Below are 16,751 nucleotides of genomic sequence, written 5' to 3'. Positions count from 1 at the left end.
GAGCCCGGCCTGGCGACCCAGACCGTCACCGCCATGGCCGCGCTCTGGGCGATCGCGGCCTGTATCCGCGGCAGGTTCCTGGCACGCGGCTAAAAGCGCGCTAGCAAGGATTCCGCCGCCATCATCCAGACGCACCGCCCGCCAGTGCCTCCTAAGCGACGGTCGCATCGAGATCGGCTCGAATACTATGCGAGCGGTTCGGCCGCAAACCATCACTAGAAAATGCGCTAGCGCGCAGCCAGAGCGGCGGTTGGATTTGGGCGACTGTCGCCACGCTTCTGCATACCACGAAGATAGCGATGGTCGGTCGGCCCGCCTGCACAATTCTGATGACGGTGCTGGCCAATGGTGGACTGGTGTTCTCCTCTGAGCCGATGACACTGAAATTGCAGAACATTGATCGCATCAAAGGCTTGAAGCGTATCGCTTTTTCGCGCTCGATCGTCGAGGTCGGCAAGACCTTGGTCAAGGTCCTCTGCCTCGGCGCGATCTTTCTGCTCGTTGTCGGCCGGCGCGTGAAGGCGCAGGCTCATCCGCCGATTTGCGGAATGGCCTGCTTCGATTTCCGCTTCATTGAAGTAAAACCGATGATCGGGATTGCCAGTGGTGCTTCTCATCGGCCGATTGATCGACATCCCCGTCCGGTGCTGCTCATTTTTGCGCGGCATGCGCATTACTGAGAGTGAGATGAAAATCAAAGACGCGCTCGGCGTTTTAATCTGCAGCAAGAACACTTCTTGCCACAGGCCTAGTCTAGTTCGCCTTGTGGGGACCTCGCACTGTGGGTAACGGATGTTGGCGCTATCGAGAGGGTTGCACGGCCTGGGTGCCGGCTGACGTGGGATCTGCCGACGCCTTGTTGCTAGGTGTGCCCAAGTTGCTGTTATTGCCTGTCGCGAAGATTTTGTATGTGGCAACCGGAATGGCCGCCCGATTCCCATCACTTGGCATGACGACCTGATTGTCAAGCAAGTCGTGCGGATCGTTGACCATGATCGCAAGGTTATTGCGGATCGAGCAGCCAAGCGTCGGGTCGAAAGAATTGTCGTTCACTGATGGGCCGACGATTGACATCGAAGGACAGACCGGAGGGTGTGCCTCATACGTCGTCGCCTCGATTCGAGCGGCAAAGCCATCGCGCCGGTCGATGGATGGGCCGTACAGGCGGATGTTGTAAGCGTCGACGCCCATTGCGCGGGCCTCATGGGCTATCTGCGCTCCGAGCCGGGGTGAGGCGGCGATGTCGAGGTGGAGCGCGTCGCGCCGACCGCGACTGGTACGTGCGATGAAATCCCACAGGCGCCGCCGTTCGGACCCTCGAAGGCTCTGTAGCAGTAAAACGTTCCTCTCCTTTTGAACCAGGACCGCCTGCGCGGCCGGCTCGAGATAGGTTGGGCCCGTGCTTGTACAGCCACCTAGACTGGCCGTCAGAGCGATCAGGGGGCCCACAATTCGCGGTGTCATTGTCGATCCTCATTCGATGATGTGGCCGGTACGCCGTGTCGCGCTTGGTACGCTGGTCGAGGGAGCGCCGTGGTCAGTCGGGCGAGTTGCCATCGTGTTCGTCAGACTGCGCGCCAGGTCTGAGGGCGGTGCGATGCGGTCGGTAGGGGCACTCATCTGCCGCGTGTTCGATCTTGGTCGCACAACGTAAGGCGTGACGATAATTACGAGTTCCGTCTCCTCCTTTTGAAAAGAGGATGAACGAAACAGCGCACCAAGAATCGGCACGTCACCCAGCCAAGGGAAAGTCGTGATATCCGTATTGAAGTTACGGCGGATTAGCCCGCCGATTGCAAAGCTTTGGCCGCTGGCGAGCTCGACGACCGTGTTGGCACGCCGGGTGGAAAGCGCCGGCACGGAGATGCCGTTGATGGTAACAGCGCCTTGCGCCGATAGCTCGCTGACTTCAGGCTTTACGCGGATATTGATTTGATTGTTACTGAGAACGGTCGGCACAAACTCCAGGCTTACGCCGAAGTGGCGGAACTCGACGGAGACCTGGCGATTGTCCTGCAACACCGGGATAGGAAATTCGCCGCCGGCCAGGAAGCTGGCGGATTCGCCGGACATTGCGGTGAGGTTCGGTTCAGCGAGAACTGAGGCAAGGCGCTCATGGGCCAGTGCATCGAGTACAGCGCTGACGTTGACACCGCCGGCGTTGAAACCGATCTTTGCCGTACCGCCGCCCTGGGCCGCGCCGGTACCACCCCCACTGCCACTGATCAAGCCGAGCGTGAAAGGGCCAGCTTGACCGGAAGCGGAGAGGTTGACGCCGAGCTCCTTCATGGCGCTGCGGGAGACCTCCGCCACACGCACGCTCAGATTAACCTGCAATGACCCGGCCACCTGGATCTTGTTGACGACGAGGGCGCCCGTACCGAGAAACTGCTCGGTGACTTTGACCGCGCTATCGACGATCTCCGCATTGGGCGCTGTACCGCTCAGGATGGCGCCGCGCGGGGTGTAGCTGACCTGGATCGGATAGTCGCCGACCTGGGCTTTCAGCGTGGCACGCAGGTCCTCGATCGGCTGGGAAACGACAACACGCAGTTCGGCGAGCGCTTCCCCGTTGTCGTTCAGCGCGAACAGGCTGGTTCGTCCGGATTTCTTGCCAAAAACGAAGATGGTCTTGTTCGACGGCGCCTGATAGTCCGCGATCGTGGGATCAGCGACAAAGATGCTCGCAGCTGGCGCGGGCAGATGAATTGTCTTACCGAGCGAGGAGGAAATGTTCAGCGTACCGCTGATGCCCTCAGGAGCCGCACGCGGGGGTCCCCCTCCATCATCTCGTTTGATCTGAGCTACGGCAGCAGGCGGGGATAGCAGAACGATCACGCACAGGAGCTGCGAAAGACAAGCAAGCAAGCCGGACGAAAGGGCGTTGGTGGCGATCGGTCCTCGATTGACGCCAGCATGCTTATCAAGAACGAGTTTCAAGATGGTCGCTTCTCTCAAGTGCAAGTGACTACGCGGCCGACGCCGCACATTTCAATTCCAGGACGTAGCCGATCCCGCGCGCGGTCGTAATTTGCAATGTCGCGCCGGCCTGACTCAAATGACCGCGTAAACGATAGATTCCGACTTCAAGCGCATTGGTTGAGACTTCGTTGTCAAATGCATAGAGGCTGTCCTCCAACGAAGAGCGCGCTACGGTGCGCCCTGCGCGGCTGAGCAGATGTTCAAGAATGCACACCTCGCGGCGCGCGATCCTCAGCGGCCGACCATTAACGTAGGCCTGCCGACCGATCGGATCGAATCTTAGATTGCCGAAAGCAACGACGGGCGCCGTCATTTGCGTTGCTCGGCGCAATGTGGCGCGCATGCGCGCGATGAGTTCATCGGTAGACACGGGCTTGGGCAGGAAGTCGTCCGCGCCGCCATTGAAGATCGCGATACGCCTGCCGAGCTCGTTACAGCTGCTCATTATCAGGGCAGGCATCGAATGTCCGTCGCGTCTCAACTGTTTCAGCCAATCCAATCCGTTTCCGTCCGGGAGAACCAACTCGAGCAGGAGAATGTCATAGCTGGCGCAACCAAAAGCGGCGGCTGCCTCATCGAGAGTGTACGCTACGTCAACGGCAAAACCGCAATCCGAGAGCGCGTCGTGTACAATGCGCACTGGGTCCGTTTCATGATCAACCAGTAGCGTTCGCATTCATCACCTCTTCTCAAGTCGTGCCAAGAACGCTGAGAAAATCACCCTGGAACTTGACCCGCGAGCGAAATTGAGCGTTCCCCGCTTGCGCGTAAATGTTGGCAGCCGGAATGGACTAAGCAGAGCCGTACTGGCCAATCGAACACCTGATCCGGCCCATTGCTAGCTCGAGTCCTATTCCCGGCGGCCTGTGGCTCGCATGCAGCATAAATGGCGTCCAATCTGGATTGGCTGCAGGAGCACAGATCGCGATCAATCAAATGTAGCGACAAGCTTGGCGGCACCTCGTCCATCGCCACGACAATTTTGGAAGTTGTTGTCGACATTGTGAGTTATGATTGCGAGAAACACATGAGTTGGTGAAATCGATTGTTTGGATGAAATGCATTTACATGGCGGATCGATAACAAGGCGATTCTGTGGTCTGGACCAGATCGATCGATGTTCTGAACACCGACTGCTATTGCACGGCGTCGGGATTGAATGGCTACAGAGCATAATGGGCATGTGCGTCGCCGACTTGCCGGGCCTCACGCAGCCGGTAGATGTTCCGTAGCCGAGCGACCAGGCCGTGGCATCCCTGATGGATGCGGTTCTGGCCGATCTGAGCAGCAGCACCTCGGCAAGTGCCGCCGCGCACGCGTGTCCATCGCCCGATGCGATGACCGGCGCGGTGCGAGAAATGCAGAAGGTCGAACTTGCCTCCCATCTTGTAGGCCCTGATCTTCTCGAGCGGATCGACTTGGCCCTCTCAAGGCTGAAACAGGGGGGCGATTCCCCTAGGGAGCGCCAGCGGCTCTAGAAGCGCTGAGATTTCAAAAACATCACGCAAATCATAGCTTTGACTGCGCTCCGGTGGTAGCACTAGGTCGTAGCTTTGATGCGCGCGTTGGTGGGACTGATCAAGGACAGACACGGGACGTACTACGCTCAACGGAAGGTGCCCGAACGCCTCCAAGAAGCAGTTGCGCGTGTCCTCAATTCAGGCCGGGATCGCCAAGTCTTCCTCAAGAAGTCGCTAGGGACCAAAAACCTCAAGGCGGCGAACGTGGCCGCAACGCACGTCCTAGCAGACTTCGACAGGACGCTTGCGGATGCTGAGGCGCTGCTGAAGGAACGCACCGTCATTCCATCTCTAACCGATGCGCAGATAAAGCGCATGGCCGAAGCATTCTACGCAGCAAGGTTGGCGAGTGACGAGGAGGAGCGCCGCGAGGGCACTGGCTCCGAGCCGTTGTTTCAAAGCGTTGCGGAGCAGCTCCGAGCGGCGGGCATCGAGTATCAAACCCCATTTGCCGTTGGCGTGATGCCAGAGGCTGGCTTGTCGGACCGCGAAGTTCTGAAGCGCGCTGGCACACTTGAGTACGAGCTGGCCATCGTCCCTCGTGCATTGGCTCGCGGTGACACCAGTGTCATCCGAGAAGAGCTGGACGAGCTACTGGGTGATTTCCAACTCAATGTTGATCGTAAGAGCCAGTCGTACCGAAAGCTCGGCATGGCGGTGTGCCGTGGTCTGATCCGTTCAGCGAGATGAGGCTGGAGGAGGAGCAGTCCGAGCGTGAGCCGTTCGATGCCCGCGACCTGCAAACCATCTTCAACGCGCCTCTGTTCGCCGAGCACCATCTCCCCATCGGCGCGAAGGGCGAGGCAGGGATATGGTTGCCGTTGCTCGCACTCTTCACTGGCGCGCGCCAAGCTGAGTACGCGGGTCTTCGTGCGTGTGACGTCCGCGAGGACGAGGAGACAGGCGTTCCGCTCATGTGGTTCACGCGGGACACCAAGGCAGGACGGCGGCTCAAAACGAAGACATCGGAGCGCGTCGTACCCGTACACCCCCTGCTTACAAAACTGGGTTTTCTTAATTACGTCGCTACACGGCGCAAAGAGGGTGAGCGCGCTTGGCTGTTCCCTACAGTAGCTCCTGATCAGAAGGGCGCTCTTAGTGCTTGGTCGAAGTGGTGGGGCCGGTATTTGCGTAACCACGTCGGCATCAACGACCGTAACAAAGTGTACCATAGCTTCCGCCATGGCTTTCAGGACGCACTCCGGCGCACCACACCTGACGAGGAGCTGCGCGATGCTTTAACAGGACGAAGCAGCGGCAAGTCGGTTGGCCGAACCTATGGCGCCAAGGAGATGTTGCGGCGTTGGGGTGCCAAACCCTCAAGCGAGCAGTCGATGACATCTCGTATCCCGGTCTGGACCTGTCGCACATTCGTACGTCAGGGCCTGTTAAGCGCACGCGCGACATCAAGAAATAGTCCACGCGTTTAGTCCTCAACCGGGAGCTCAGTCGTAGATTTGGTTTCTGAGAGGACGATTTCACTCGTGTAAGCGCGAACGCCGGGAGCGACTTTCAACATGCGACGCGCAAACTCTTGGTAGTGAGCGACATCTCTACTGCGAACCAACAAGATGTAGTCCGTATCACCCGCAATTAGCATGCACTGCATTACGCGGGGCGAAGCCATCATGCGCGCTTCGAAGCTGTGCATCATTGCCTCAGTAGGTCCATCGAGCTTCAGGCGCACAACAGTAAGCAATGGGTAACCCATAGCTTCGGCGGACAGCAGGGATACCGTACGCTTGACTACACCGGCACTCCTCAACCGGCGGACACGCTTCAGGCACGCCGGAGGAGACAAGCCGACTTGATCGGCTAACACCTGGTTCGCAATCAGCCCATCCACTTGCAACGAGCGGAGAATGCGCCTGTCAATCGCGTCCAGCGCGAAGCTAGAGCCTTCGCTGGGCTTTTCATTTCGAAAGCCAAGCCGCCGCTTTGTGCGTTTAGATTTCTTCATACGTCAGTTATAGGGCCAAAAACCTAGATTTTCACGTCAAAAAAGAAATCATGATCTTGCAGGTTCGCGCTACATACTCCGCATGAACACACAAGCTCTCCAGCTCGAAACGCAGGGACCGCTTTCCACGCGAAGCCCGTCTGCGCGCGACATCGCTTACATGCTGGTGCCTGCGGTGCTTTGGGGCCTTTCAATCCCGGTCACGAAGTACGGCCTCCAATCAGTGCCACCGCTGACCCTGACTGCGATGCGTTTTGCTGTCGCAGTGGTTCTCCTGTTCCTTTGCTCGGTCGGTAAGCCAGCGCTGGGCCTCAACGCTCTTCCTCACGCTGCCGCCCTTGGTGTTTTGGGGATTGGAGTAGGTCAAGTCTCTCAGGCCTTTGGCATCAAAGGAACGACGGCCTCCGTTGGTACGATCATATCGGCCACAATTCCTATCTTCGTGGTGGTTTTCGCAGCGCTTCGTCTCGGGCAGCGGGTAACAGGGCGCCAACAGCTTGGACTGTTAGCGGCGTTTCTCGGCATTGGTTTGGTCGCGCTTGGACGCGAGCAGGGAGCTGGCAGTGTGCTCTCTTCTGGCGTGGCGGGCGCCCTTTGGATGCTGGTGTCGGCGTTCGCGATTGCGTTTTACTATGTTTGGAGTGTCGAGCTTACGAGAAAATATGACACCATTGCTGTAGCAGCGTGGAGCACCCTCTTCGGCTTTTTGGCGCTGCTGCCATGGTGCGCGTGGGAGATGTCGCAAACTTCTGTTCACGTCACGGCTGGAGCGTTGGGTGCCGCCGTGTACTTGGGCACCGCCGTCAGCGTCATAGGTCTCTTCTTGTGGCTCTACATCTTGAAAACCGTTTCTGCCCCTGTTGCGGCAAGCGTTCAATATCTTCAGCCCGTCTTTGGCATTGCCGCCGCCGCTGCGATGTTTGGGGACAGGCTTGGTCTGCTTTTCGGCGCAGGAGTAGTGCTGATCCTCACCGGCCTTGCTTTTGCTGTAGCCGCTCGCGGCAAGGCTGACGAAGCAGTGCCGCACGAATGAGCCTGATATTCTTCAAGCTGATTTTACCGCCACTACTCATCCTCTCAGCCTCTTTGGCAGGACGTCGATGGGGAGATGCAATAGGTGGCTGGTTAGTCGGTTTGCCGTTGACGTCGGGTCCAGTCGCAGCCTTTCTTGCTGTCCAATACGGTGCGGATTTTGCTGCGACCGCTACAAGTGGCTCGCTGGTCGGCACCGCTGCGCAGGCCTGCTTCAGCCTTGGGTATGCGTCACTGGCCCGACAAGGCTGTATGGCAGCCCTATTGGTGGGAGCGGCGGCCTATGCAGTTGCAGGTCTCCTGCTTCAGTTTTTGCCGCTGCCGCATTGGGGCTTCTTTCTCGTTGCGTTTACCACGTTTACGCTCAAGAACGTGGAAGAGATCCGGCACAAGCTGATTAAGCTAAACGGATGCGTGCCGCCGGAGATCACGATCTATCCGTGGTACACCTTCGTCCTTCACGAGATGGTGCGCCCTTATCAAGGCTGCGTTCATCAAGAGCGGGTCGCAGGCGTTCACTTCGCCAAGGGCGCCACGCGTACCTATGTCCAGAAGGCGGACGTTCGCTCGCCTCATTGCACAGCAAGGCAAAATCGCCGAGGCGATCGGAGATGGGAAAGTCATTCGCAGGTTGAACGATATGTTTGCCTACATCTTGGTTGATGAGGTGCAGGACCTTGCTGGATTTGACATCGATGTCCTGGAGCTGCTGCTCCGCTCTACCATTGCCATGTCTCTCGTCGGCGATATTCGCCAGTCGACCTACCGCACCAGCTACGCGACAAAGAACAAGAAGTTTTGCGGACGCGGCTTCGTTCTGAAGGCCGGAGCCTGGCAGAAGGCGGGTCTCTGTGAAGTGACTTACATGGCGCAAAGCCGCCGTTGCATCCAACCGATCTGTGACGTGGCCGACCTCATTTTTCCCGATCTCCCCAAAGCTCAATCGAAGAACGAGCGTCAGACCGTGCACGACGGCGTCTTCGTGGTGCGGACGATCCACATCGAGAAATACCGGAGGCAGTATCAGCCGCAAGTGCTGCGGCTCGACCGGCGGTTTGGCACCGATCTCCCGGCCGAGAACTTTGGCATGGTCAAAGGTCTCGGTTTTGAGCGTGTTCTGATCATTCCGTATGGAGGGATCACCAAGTGGCTCCGCACAGGTAAGGTGGAGCACGTTGCCGGATCGGCAGACGAGGTCTATGTCGGCATTACCCGCGCCTATCTGAGTGTCGCTTTTATCCACGACGGTGATGTTGCCGTGCCGGGAATCTCTGTCTTTGAACCACAGGCTCAAGAATGACCCATGGTGCTCGTGTTAGAATGCCGCGATGACCGAATCCCCACCCGAACAGGACCAGCCCCGCCCAGCCGGGATCATGGCGCGAAACATTGCCGATCCTTTGAAGCTGTCCTGCCTCCAATTGCACGGCGTATCCGCAGAATGATCCAGCGGCTCGGACCGGCAATGCGAGTTCGCGCCATGCCGTCGGCCACGGCGCGGCAGCACCTGAAACCTACACGATGGTGCGAGCCCTTCAGGCCCTGCTTACCCTCGATCAGCTGGCCTTTTACACCTGATGCGTGCCGGTGAGGCGCGCTGGTTCCCCTTCTAAGCGATCTATAAATAGATCACGAAGGCTTAAATGATCTGTTTATAAATCATTATCTTGACATTAGTTCCGTGATGGTCTATAGATAGACCATGAGGCCTCTTATGCCCCATTTATGGATCAAGCGTGCCCAAGACCAACCGTCCTGTTTCACCCTATGCCGCCGATGCCGCGATCCGGCTCGGTCAGCTCATTCGCCGCGGGCGCATTGACCGCCACATGACGGTCGGTGCCCTGGCGGAACGGGCAGGGGTCTCGCGTGGCCTCATGCAACGCATCGAGGCGGGCGACACCGGCTGCGCCATTGGTGCCGTATTCGAGGCTGCGGCAATTGTCGGCGTGCGCCTGTTCGATGCCGGCCAGGTGACGATGTCGCGCGATGTCGAATCCAGCCGCGAAGTGATGGCCTTACTTCCCAAAGCGATCCGCAGCCACCGAACCGAGCCCGATGATGACTTCTGAGCAAAGACATGCCTATGTATGGGTTTGGTTGCCGGACAGCACGCAACCTGTCGTCGCGGGTCTTTTGTCCGCGAGCGGCAAGCAACTCGTCTACAATTACGGGCAGAGCTATCTCCGCCGGAACAATGCGATCCCGCTTTATGAGCCGGAATTGCCGCTCAAAAGCGGCGTCCTTCCGCTCCTTAACGGGCTCAACATGCCCAACTGCATTCGCGACGCGGCACCCGACGCGTGGGGCCGACGCATCATCATCAATCGCAAATTCGGTTCAGGCGGAAAAGATGTCGATCCCGGCAGCCTCGACGAGCTGACCTATCTTATGGAGTCCGGATCGGACCGTATCGGCGCGCTCGATTTTCAAGCATCTGCGTCGGACTATGTACCCCGCGAAAGCGCCGAAGTGTCGCTTGATGAACTCCTGGACGCTGCAACGCTGGTTGAAAAAGGAGTGCCGCTGACAGCGGAACTCGACCGGGCGCTTCTTCTCGGAAGCTCCATCGGCGGCGCACGGCCAAAAGCCATGATCACGTCCGGCAACAAGAAATTCGTGGCGAAGTTCTCGTCGCAGAACGACCTTTTCGGCGTGGTGAAAGCCGAATTCGTCGCCATGCGCCTTGCATCCATCATCGGTCTCACCGTCGCGCCCGTGGGCCTCAAACGCGCCGCCGGGAAGGATGTGCTGCTCATCGAGCGCTTCGACCGCGAAAAAGTCCAGGAAGGCTGGCGCCGCAAGTCCATGGTCTCGGCGCTCACGCTGCTTGAGCTCGACGAAATGATGGCCCGCTACGCGAGCTACGAGCAGCTTGCGACCGTCATTCGACACCGCTTCACGTCACCCAAAGAGACCTTGAAGGAACTCTTTGGCAGGCTCGTGTTCAACATCCTGTCCGGCAACACTGACGACCACGCGCGAAACCATGCCGCGTTCTGGAACGGTGCGGCACTTACGCTCACGCCTGCCTATGACATCTGTCCCCAGAATCGGACGGGCGGGGAGGCATCGCAGGCCATGTTGATCATGGGGCAGGAGCGTGCGAGCCAAATCGCGCTCTGCCTGAAAGCCGCGCCCTTGTTCCTGCTCAATGAGGGGGAAGCGATCCTTATCGCGACCGCGCAAATCAAGACCATCAAGGAACGCTGGGCGCAGGTGTGCGACGAGGCCGCGCTCAGCGAGGTCGACCGGAATTTCCTGTGGCGCCGCCAGTTCTTCAATCCCTATGCGTTCATCGACGCGCCCGAGGCTATCACGCGCCTCGTCGGTTAAAGGCGCTGTCGGATAGATCGTCAGCGTTGATAAAAAGCGCTGCTTGCCCTCGAGCGAGTTCGCTCCGACATCCCGCTAGACGCCAGCAACGGCGTTCAGGCAGGCTGACCTCGATTGCGTAAGTTCTTGTCGACGAGATCTGGATTGAAATAACGTGATCTCATTGCTGTGCAGCACGCGGGCCGAAATGCATTGCGTGCGTATCAGAACTTGACGTTGAAGGTGGCATTCAGTCCGTTCTGGGTGATGCCTGAACCGAACTGCCCCTGGTAGGCGATGCCAAGGGTGCTGTTGCTCGAAAGCTGGAAGTCCAGCCCGGATTCGACGAGTGCCATGTCCTTGCCAATGGATAGGCCTGAAGCTGCAAAAGGGCTGGAGCCAGCAGCAAAGCTGGCGGTCGACAGCGGAATGAGGTCGCCTATGGCATGACGCCAGCCAATATCGGCTCGCGCAGTCGTGGCTATCTGGCCAAGTTGAAAACGGGTGGTCGCATAAACGCCGAGAGTGGAGAGCGTCGTATCCATCGTGTCAGGGTGAACACTAAGCGCCGCTCCGTTCAATCCCCTCTCGCTAAAGCTGTCCGTCGCCGCGCGAACATGGGCGAGACTGGCATAGGGCTCGATCACCGAATACTTACCGAGATGGACTTTATAGCCGAGTTCTCCAAAAATCTGGAACGTGCCTGCATCGTAATCCGAGATCAAGTTGTCGTTGAAGCCCGGGAACCGAACGTTGCGGCTCATCTCAAGATCGTGCCATGTATAGGCAAGCCCTGAGCGGAAAGCGATGGCCCCTTCTGGCACGGTCCACTCGGTGCCGGCATAGGTCCCGAACGTGTAATTGTCGCTGCGGCCTGACGAGGAAGCAGCGCCAACCTTGAAAGTGGAACGGCTATAGCCCGCAAGGACACCGACGCGCCAGTCATCAAATACTGGCGTGTCGATCCCGGTCATGAGGCCGCTAATGGTGGATCTGGTGCTTGCCCCATTGCTATCACCTGATTGGGTCGTCCATCCGCCAAAGGCAGAACCCCACGCCGCATAGCCTCGCAGGTCATAAGAGGGCAGGTCAGAGGAAGCCGGGCCGACCAGGCCTGTGGCAGATGCAGAATTGCCGTGCGACCTGTTCTGCTCAGGACCATAACCCATCACCGCCATCGCTGAGGTTGGCGCGCCGCCAAACGCCTGTTCGAGACGGTTGTAGACTGCCGAACGCGCATAGTAGCTGTCATTGACACGTCTGCCCTGCTCCGACGCATAGATGGACGGAGAAAGTTGACGCAGCCCAGATGTCACCGCCGTGCCGTCCGGCGCTGAAAAGTCGAGCGCCGCGACGAGTGGGTGCAGCCCTATAGCCGCGTTGCCAGCTACTCGATCGAGCGCCGCGCCCACCCGGCGGCTGTTGGCATCGGCTCCATAACGCGAATAGGCATCGGATGGGCGGGAGAGTGTCAAGGCGTAGGTGTTGTCGCCTTGAGCCGTTGCACTCGCCAGCAAGGTTGGGGATTGCAGGGCTGTCGTCACGTTCGCGAACGAGCCTGTGAGATTTGTTGCATTCAGCCACTGATCGGAGGAGACGTTAAAGCCGTTACCATACCAGCCACGCTGCGGGGTGATCGTGAGCGTACCATCGAGCGTCGCATTGCCATTCACCTCGAGATGGCTGAACGCGCCAGTATCGTTTACGGCGACCTGCAAGCGACCGGTCGAGGTTTGCAGATAGTCGCCATACACCTTGATGCTGTTGTCAAGGCCGCCGATGAGGGGCGCGACAGCACCGCTGTTGGTGAAGCGACCACTAGCATTGAGCAGATAACTGCCGTTACCGGACAGGGTTGCACCTTGCGCGACACTTGCGTCATACACCTCGTGATTGCCAGTCAACGTCGTGGCGCCACCGCCGAACTGCAGCGAAAGATTGTTACGTCCGACGATATTACCGTCGTAGCGGGTTGCAAAATTTGCGTCGGGCTCCTGCGTTGAGTGACCGTTCGCATCAGGCTTCAACCCGAACGTAAATTTGGTCAGACGCGGAGCACCGTTCTCATCAACCTGGTTGTAGTCAGACAGGATGTGCCCCGACATCATTGCGCCACGCATCACATTGATCTCGCCGACGTAACCATTGTTCGACATGTACATCGCTGCATGATTGCCAGCCAGGCGCCCGGTCAGATCGAACTTGCTGACGAGCGGACCGTCGATTTCGCTCAGCATCGGGGCCGGTTTGGTGCCAATCGTGCGAATATACGAACCACGATATTCATCGTCATTGCCCATCGCATTGTTACCAAAATCGAAACTTGTCGCGATGCCACGCTCACCGAGAGCCTGTACGTCCCCGCGCTGAGTCAGCGTGTGATCCTTGCCATAGGCGAACATGACACCGCGCCCATTCGCGCCGTCGGCGTACACGCGGGTCCCAGGCGGAATTATGATCTGATTGTCTTCGCCGTCGACGCGGATGCCGGCGCCACCTGCTCCTTTCGAAAGCAGGTCGGCGCGCTGGACCACAGTGTTGCCGCTGCCATAAACGTGTAGTCCCAGTCCGGGCGAAGCCGTATTGTACGTATTTGGCAGATAGGCGGTACCGTCAGCATTCCGAGCGAAAAACGGATTGTCGTTTATCAGATCGCGACCAGTGCCATAGATGGAGTAACCAAATAGATTACGCCGATCAATGCTTTGGCCGGTGTCCTGGAAGGCGGCGATCTCCGCCTCCATCGGGGCGGTGTAGTTCCGGTATTGCTGGTGGCTCAACAGGCTGTTCTTAAGCTCGCTATGCGAGACAAAGGGGACATCCAGCCGGCCGTCCTCAGTCATCACTCGAACCGGAATACCTGGCATGGCACCGGCCAGCACTTCACTCACATGCTTCCCGGCAAAATAGCCCCGATCGTGGCGCAGGTCGAAAACGTTCTCAGCTGGCGGGTTCACGCACAGCGAGCAATAGATCACCTGCCCCGGCCTGGCTTGTTTGCCGTTGTCGTCATACAAATGGTTAGTCCAGGCATTTATCGCCTTAGTGAAGTACGGTGATATCGGCTCGGTGGGCCAACCGTCATAACCGTCAATGGTACCGGCCATTCCCAGCTGATGAGCGAACTCATGAATCATAACAGGTGCCAGGCCGATCTTCGGCGTCATTGGCAATTGCGAAGGAATGTATGCTTCGGATGAAAATCCCATTTCGCCGATCGCAATCATACCATGCGCGCCATGGTTCAACTCGCCCGGATTCTGACCGGTGACTGCCGCCTGCACCTTGTTCTCGCCATCAGGCGACCTCTGGACTGAGGCCCATGCCGTATTGCCCTGAATTCCGCCGATGTTGACGACGGCAGGCGACTGCCCGGGTTTGACCCTTATGATTTCGGCCCAATAGCGGATCGCTGCGAGCGAATGGTCCGTTTCCCATTGCGGTAGATTCCGAACTGAATACGCCGGCTCGCCACCTCCGCCACAACAGAAAGGGCCATCTCCGGGACCAAATATTCGTGCTCGGATGAAGGACACGCCGTTCGAATCTCTAACATCGTAAGTTTCAACCGCTCTACTGGGGGAATCCAGCAAAGCACTAGCGGCAAGCACGATAGTCGTAATTGTCTTCGTCTTCATTTACAGATTCTGTTCGAGGTCTTGATTTCCGGCGTGCTTCGCCGTCCAACTTGGAGCGCGCGTGCACGCAGATGCGCCAGCGAAGCGCAGCCGTCATTGATCGGACATCGGCCTTGCGCCTTCGTAGCCCGAGTCTGGCGGTAGAACTTCAATTCGAAAGGAAGGCTAGTTTTCTGGAGGGAAGTCAGCCTTGATGAAGTCAAGTCAACTCACAAGTATGTCCCTCATTGCTGGTGACTTTGATTTCAACTTCCTCAAGCTCAAACTCTGGCACTTCACGCTTGCCATTTGCGATTCGCCGAGCCGCGGCTCGCCAGAGCGAATATGACCGCCTGATGCTTCGCGGCCGTGGCCGATGTCGAGCGTTTTCATGGGCCCCGTTAACAATGCGAGCTCCTCTTTTGATCGCAGATAAATCCTGCATTCTGCAGCGCCAATCCCGACAAAGCAGGCGGCTGCACGCAACTAACAAGCAGCTGAGCAAAAGCCGGGCCAAATCGTGATGCCTTCGCCGTACGCAACCAGATAAACGCAGCAACGTCGCGCGGCGGCCCTTCTGCATGAAAATAGGCGGTGCCCGTTCGTCGCCCTCCAATGTTGTCGCAAACTCGCCATTGCACAGGAGCAAAACGACTGCCCCGCCCGACAATCGCAGCGCGCCTTGTTCATCTTTGCTGGCGATCACCGCGATTGGTTCAAGGTTTGAATGGGGCGCAAGAGGCAGGCATTTTTGCTAGACGACCTGTAGAGCAACAGAAATACAACGCGCGCGATCTGACTGGTCGAAATGGTCGGCCGGCGATCGGAGTTCAGACGGATCGGGAATGGCTAGGCAGTTTACTGGGGAGAAGCCGGAGCGTGTCCTCGTTCCGGCAGACGAGCGTTTGACCGGCCGCGCCGCGTCGGGAGCAACCATCGGCAATATTCGCGAAACCTACGCTTCCGGAGCTATAGCTTTTTCACCATCCAGATCGATCATGCATTCTTCCCGGCAAGCGACCCGTTCGCCAGCCTCATGCTGTCGCTCGCAACCTTCGGCGCTGGTTGTAACCAGGCCGATCGGGGCCATCGTGCTCGGCTCGTACTAGGATCGGGCCCGCCGCCGATCCGCGATGAGCGCCAGCTTTACCTTGATGAGCGTCGCCGTCCTCGTGCTGCACTTACGTCCTTGTAGGAGACAATAGGATTTGCCGCTGAGCTGCTGGTTATTTTCGCGCGTTTAGTGCAGGGCTTCTCGCTGGGCGGTGAGATTGGTCCGACAACTGCCTATTTGCTGGAAGCGGCACCGGCCGAGGGGCGCGGTCTTGCTGTCTCGTTTCAGCCTGCCAGCCAACAGATCGCTGCAACGGCCGGGGCGCTTGTTGGAGAAATACTCTCCCTGACCATGACCAGCGAGGCACTCAACGCGTACGGATGGCGGATCGCGCTCTTGCTCGGCGCCGCTACGCTGCTGCCGTTCGGATTTTGGCTGCGGAGCGGCTTGCCCGAAACGTTGCACCGGCCCCAAGCGCCGGCTCCGGGCGTTCAGCCTGTAAGAAGATTGCCTGCCACTCGCCGTATCATCAGCTTGGGATTCGTCGTCCTGGCCATTGCACGATCATCACCTACGTCACGGGATATATGACCACCTATGCACTGAACACCCTACAAGTTTCCGCGCCTCTCGCCTTTGGCACCACGCTCGTTAACAATACGGTAGGAATTGCTGCCGCGCTGCTGGGCGGCTGGCTCGCAGACCGCGCGGGCCGCCGGCACATCATGATATGGCCGCAGATCGCTGCGTTGTTGATGACCTATCCGGTGTTCTTCTGAATCTCAGAGAGCCGCAGTGCCCTCGTACTTCTCGGGGGTCTCGGCGCGCTCACCCTCATCGGAACGATTCCGCATAGCGCCTTCTATGTGAGCATGGCCGAAGGTTAACCCAAGAACATTCGTGGTGGCGCCTTCGCGATCATCTACGCTTTTGCGATAGCGATCTTCGGAGGCACAGCTCAACCAGTCGTCACCTGGCTGATCTATCTTACCGGAAGCGCGCTGGCGCCCGCTGGTACATGCTTATCGCTAGCGCGGCTGGGCTCCTTGCCATGCTCATGATGCCGGAGACGGCACCGCTCAAAATCAATAGCGCTGTAAACAAGCAAAGCCCGCCATAGCGCTGGACAATATGATCACGGTTCACTTCCGGCCGATCGCGTGACGTCTCATGCGGTCTGGCGAGAATGTAGGCTACGAAGACGATATTGGCCATCGCGCCCGTCTTGCTGAGCTCCTTTGCCAGAGCCTTGCGATCACCGCCCGACAGGG

General features: G+C 58.4%; 13 protein-coding genes and 1 pseudogene. 9 read left to right on the top strand and 5 right to left on the bottom strand.

Features of this window, described 5'->3' with window-relative positions; all coding sequences use genetic code 11:
* The first annotated feature begins 299 nt into the window (after positions 1 to 299).
* Positions 300 to 680, top strand: coding sequence for an EscU/YscU/HrcU family type III secretion system export apparatus switch protein (locus tag QA639_RS35835; RefSeq protein WP_283088544.1), 381 nt, complete (start codon positions 300 to 302; stop codon positions 678 to 680).
* A 121-nt stretch (positions 681 to 801) separates the two neighbouring features.
* Here the strand turns inward: QA639_RS35835 and QA639_RS35830 are convergent, their stop codons facing one another.
* From QA639_RS35830 to QA639_RS35820, 3 genes are read right to left on the bottom strand one after another with little or no spacing between them, the layout of a single operon-like run.
* Positions 802 to 1,464 carry a CpaD family pilus assembly lipoprotein gene (locus QA639_RS35830; protein ID WP_283088543.1) on the bottom strand — a complete coding sequence of 221 codons (663 nt, stop codon included), beginning with the start codon at positions 1,462 to 1,464 and terminating at the stop codon, positions 802 to 804.
* A gap of 9 nt (positions 1,465 to 1,473) precedes the next feature.
* A complete protein-coding gene (locus tag QA639_RS35825; RefSeq protein WP_410712109.1) occupies positions 1,474 to 2,940 on the bottom strand; it encodes a type II and III secretion system protein family protein in 1,467 nt (488 codons plus the stop codon).
* 28 nt (positions 2,941 to 2,968) lie between these two features.
* Positions 2,969 to 3,658 (bottom strand): response regulator transcription factor, encoded by a 690-nt coding sequence (locus tag QA639_RS35820; protein WP_283088542.1) that lies wholly within the window; start codon positions 3,656 to 3,658, stop codon positions 2,969 to 2,971.
* 892 nt (positions 3,659 to 4,550) lie between these two features.
* Here QA639_RS35820 and QA639_RS35815 point away from each other — a divergent pair.
* Both QA639_RS35815 and QA639_RS35810 read left to right on the top strand, forming a co-directional pair.
* Entirely contained in the window at positions 4,551 to 5,192 is a 642-nt protein-coding gene (locus QA639_RS35815; protein ID WP_283088541.1) for a DUF6538 domain-containing protein, read from the top strand.
* Entirely contained in the window at positions 5,189 to 5,932 is a 744-nt protein-coding gene (locus QA639_RS35810; RefSeq protein ID WP_283088540.1) for a site-specific integrase, read from the top strand. The genes QA639_RS35815 and QA639_RS35810 overlap by 4 nt, the downstream gene beginning before the upstream one ends.
* On the opposite strand, the gene QA639_RS35805 is transcribed toward QA639_RS35810, so the two are convergent.
* A complete protein-coding gene (locus QA639_RS35805) occupies positions 5,929 to 6,462 on the bottom strand; it encodes an Lrp/AsnC family transcriptional regulator (protein WP_283088539.1) in 534 nt (177 codons plus the stop codon). The genes QA639_RS35810 and QA639_RS35805 overlap by 4 nt on opposite strands.
* Positions 6,463 to 6,622: 160 nt before the next feature.
* On the opposite strand from QA639_RS35805, the gene QA639_RS35800 reads away from it, so the two are divergent.
* The 5 genes from QA639_RS35800 (at position 6,623) to QA639_RS35780 (ending at position 10,830) form a co-directional block, all read left to right on the top strand.
* Positions 6,623 to 7,495 carry a DMT family transporter gene (locus tag QA639_RS35800; RefSeq protein ID WP_283088538.1) on the top strand — a complete coding sequence of 291 codons (873 nt, stop codon included), beginning with the start codon at positions 6,623 to 6,625 and terminating at the stop codon, positions 7,493 to 7,495.
* Positions 7,492 to 8,157: a hypothetical protein gene (locus tag QA639_RS35795; RefSeq protein WP_283088537.1), complete on the top strand. Its 666-nt coding sequence runs from the start codon at positions 7,492 to 7,494 to the stop codon at positions 8,155 to 8,157. Before QA639_RS35800 ends, QA639_RS35795 begins: the two co-directional genes overlap by 4 nt.
* Positions 8,039 to 8,794, top strand: coding sequence for a UvrD-helicase domain-containing protein (locus tag QA639_RS35790; RefSeq protein ID WP_346283712.1), 756 nt, complete (start codon positions 8,039 to 8,041; stop codon positions 8,792 to 8,794). Before QA639_RS35795 ends, QA639_RS35790 begins: the two co-directional genes overlap by 119 nt.
* 436 nt (positions 8,795 to 9,230) lie before the next feature.
* A complete protein-coding gene (locus tag QA639_RS35785; protein ID WP_283088535.1) occupies positions 9,231 to 9,566 on the top strand; it encodes a helix-turn-helix transcriptional regulator in 336 nt (111 codons plus the stop codon).
* Complete coding sequence (locus QA639_RS35780; protein WP_283088534.1) at positions 9,556 to 10,830, top strand: type II toxin-antitoxin system HipA family toxin; 1,275 nt, start codon at positions 9,556 to 9,558, stop codon at positions 10,828 to 10,830. The genes QA639_RS35785 and QA639_RS35780 overlap by 11 nt, the downstream gene beginning before the upstream one ends.
* Positions 10,831 to 11,033: 203 nt before the next feature.
* Here QA639_RS35780 and QA639_RS35775 read toward each other — a convergent pair whose 3' ends face one another.
* Entirely contained in the window at positions 11,034 to 14,447 is a 3,414-nt protein-coding gene (locus QA639_RS35775; RefSeq protein WP_283088533.1) for an autotransporter family protein, read from the bottom strand.
* Between the two features lie 824 nt (positions 14,448 to 15,271).
* Here QA639_RS35775 and QA639_RS35770 point away from each other — a divergent pair.
* Positions 15,272 to 16,600: pseudogene (locus QA639_RS35770) on the top strand (MFS transporter).
* Positions 16,601 to 16,751: the final 151 nt, after the last annotated feature.

The sequence above is a fragment of the Bradyrhizobium pachyrhizi genome (assembly GCF_029714545.1).
Taxonomy (GTDB): Bacteria; Pseudomonadota; Alphaproteobacteria; order Rhizobiales; family Xanthobacteraceae; genus Bradyrhizobium; species Bradyrhizobium pachyrhizi.
Note: the sequence above shows the minus strand (reverse complement) of the source record. Positions and strands in the feature narration are given on the sequence as shown.

What these genes read in the sequence shown, in the direction of transcription:
- QA639_RS35835 (WP_283088544.1), top strand. Translation starts at nt 300, where the DNA reads ATGGTCGGTCGGCCCGCCTGCACAATTCTGATGACGGTGCTGGCCAAT.
- QA639_RS35830 (WP_283088543.1), bottom strand. Translation starts at nt 1,464, where the DNA reads ATGACACCGCGAATTGTGGGCCCCCTGATCGCTCTGACGGCCAGTCTA.
- QA639_RS35820 (WP_283088542.1), bottom strand. Translation starts at nt 3,658, where the DNA reads ATGCGAACGCTACTGGTTGATCATGAAACGGACCCAGTGCGCATTGTA.
- QA639_RS35810 (WP_283088540.1), top strand. Translation starts at nt 5,189, where the DNA reads ATGAGGCTGGAGGAGGAGCAGTCCGAGCGTGAGCCGTTCGATGCCCGC.
- QA639_RS35805 (WP_283088539.1), bottom strand. Translation starts at nt 6,462, where the DNA reads ATGAAGAAATCTAAACGCACAAAGCGGCGGCTTGGCTTTCGAAATGAA.
- QA639_RS35800 (WP_283088538.1), top strand. Translation starts at nt 6,623, where the DNA reads ATGCTGGTGCCTGCGGTGCTTTGGGGCCTTTCAATCCCGGTCACGAAG.
- QA639_RS35795 (WP_283088537.1), top strand. Translation starts at nt 7,492, where the DNA reads ATGAGCCTGATATTCTTCAAGCTGATTTTACCGCCACTACTCATCCTC.
- QA639_RS35790 (WP_346283712.1), top strand. Translation starts at nt 8,039, where the DNA reads ATGTCCAGAAGGCGGACGTTCGCTCGCCTCATTGCACAGCAAGGCAAA.
- QA639_RS35780 (WP_283088534.1), top strand. Translation starts at nt 9,556, where the DNA reads ATGACTTCTGAGCAAAGACATGCCTATGTATGGGTTTGGTTGCCGGAC.
- QA639_RS35775 (WP_283088533.1), bottom strand. Translation starts at nt 14,447, where the DNA reads ATGAAGACGAAGACAATTACGACTATCGTGCTTGCCGCTAGTGCTTTG.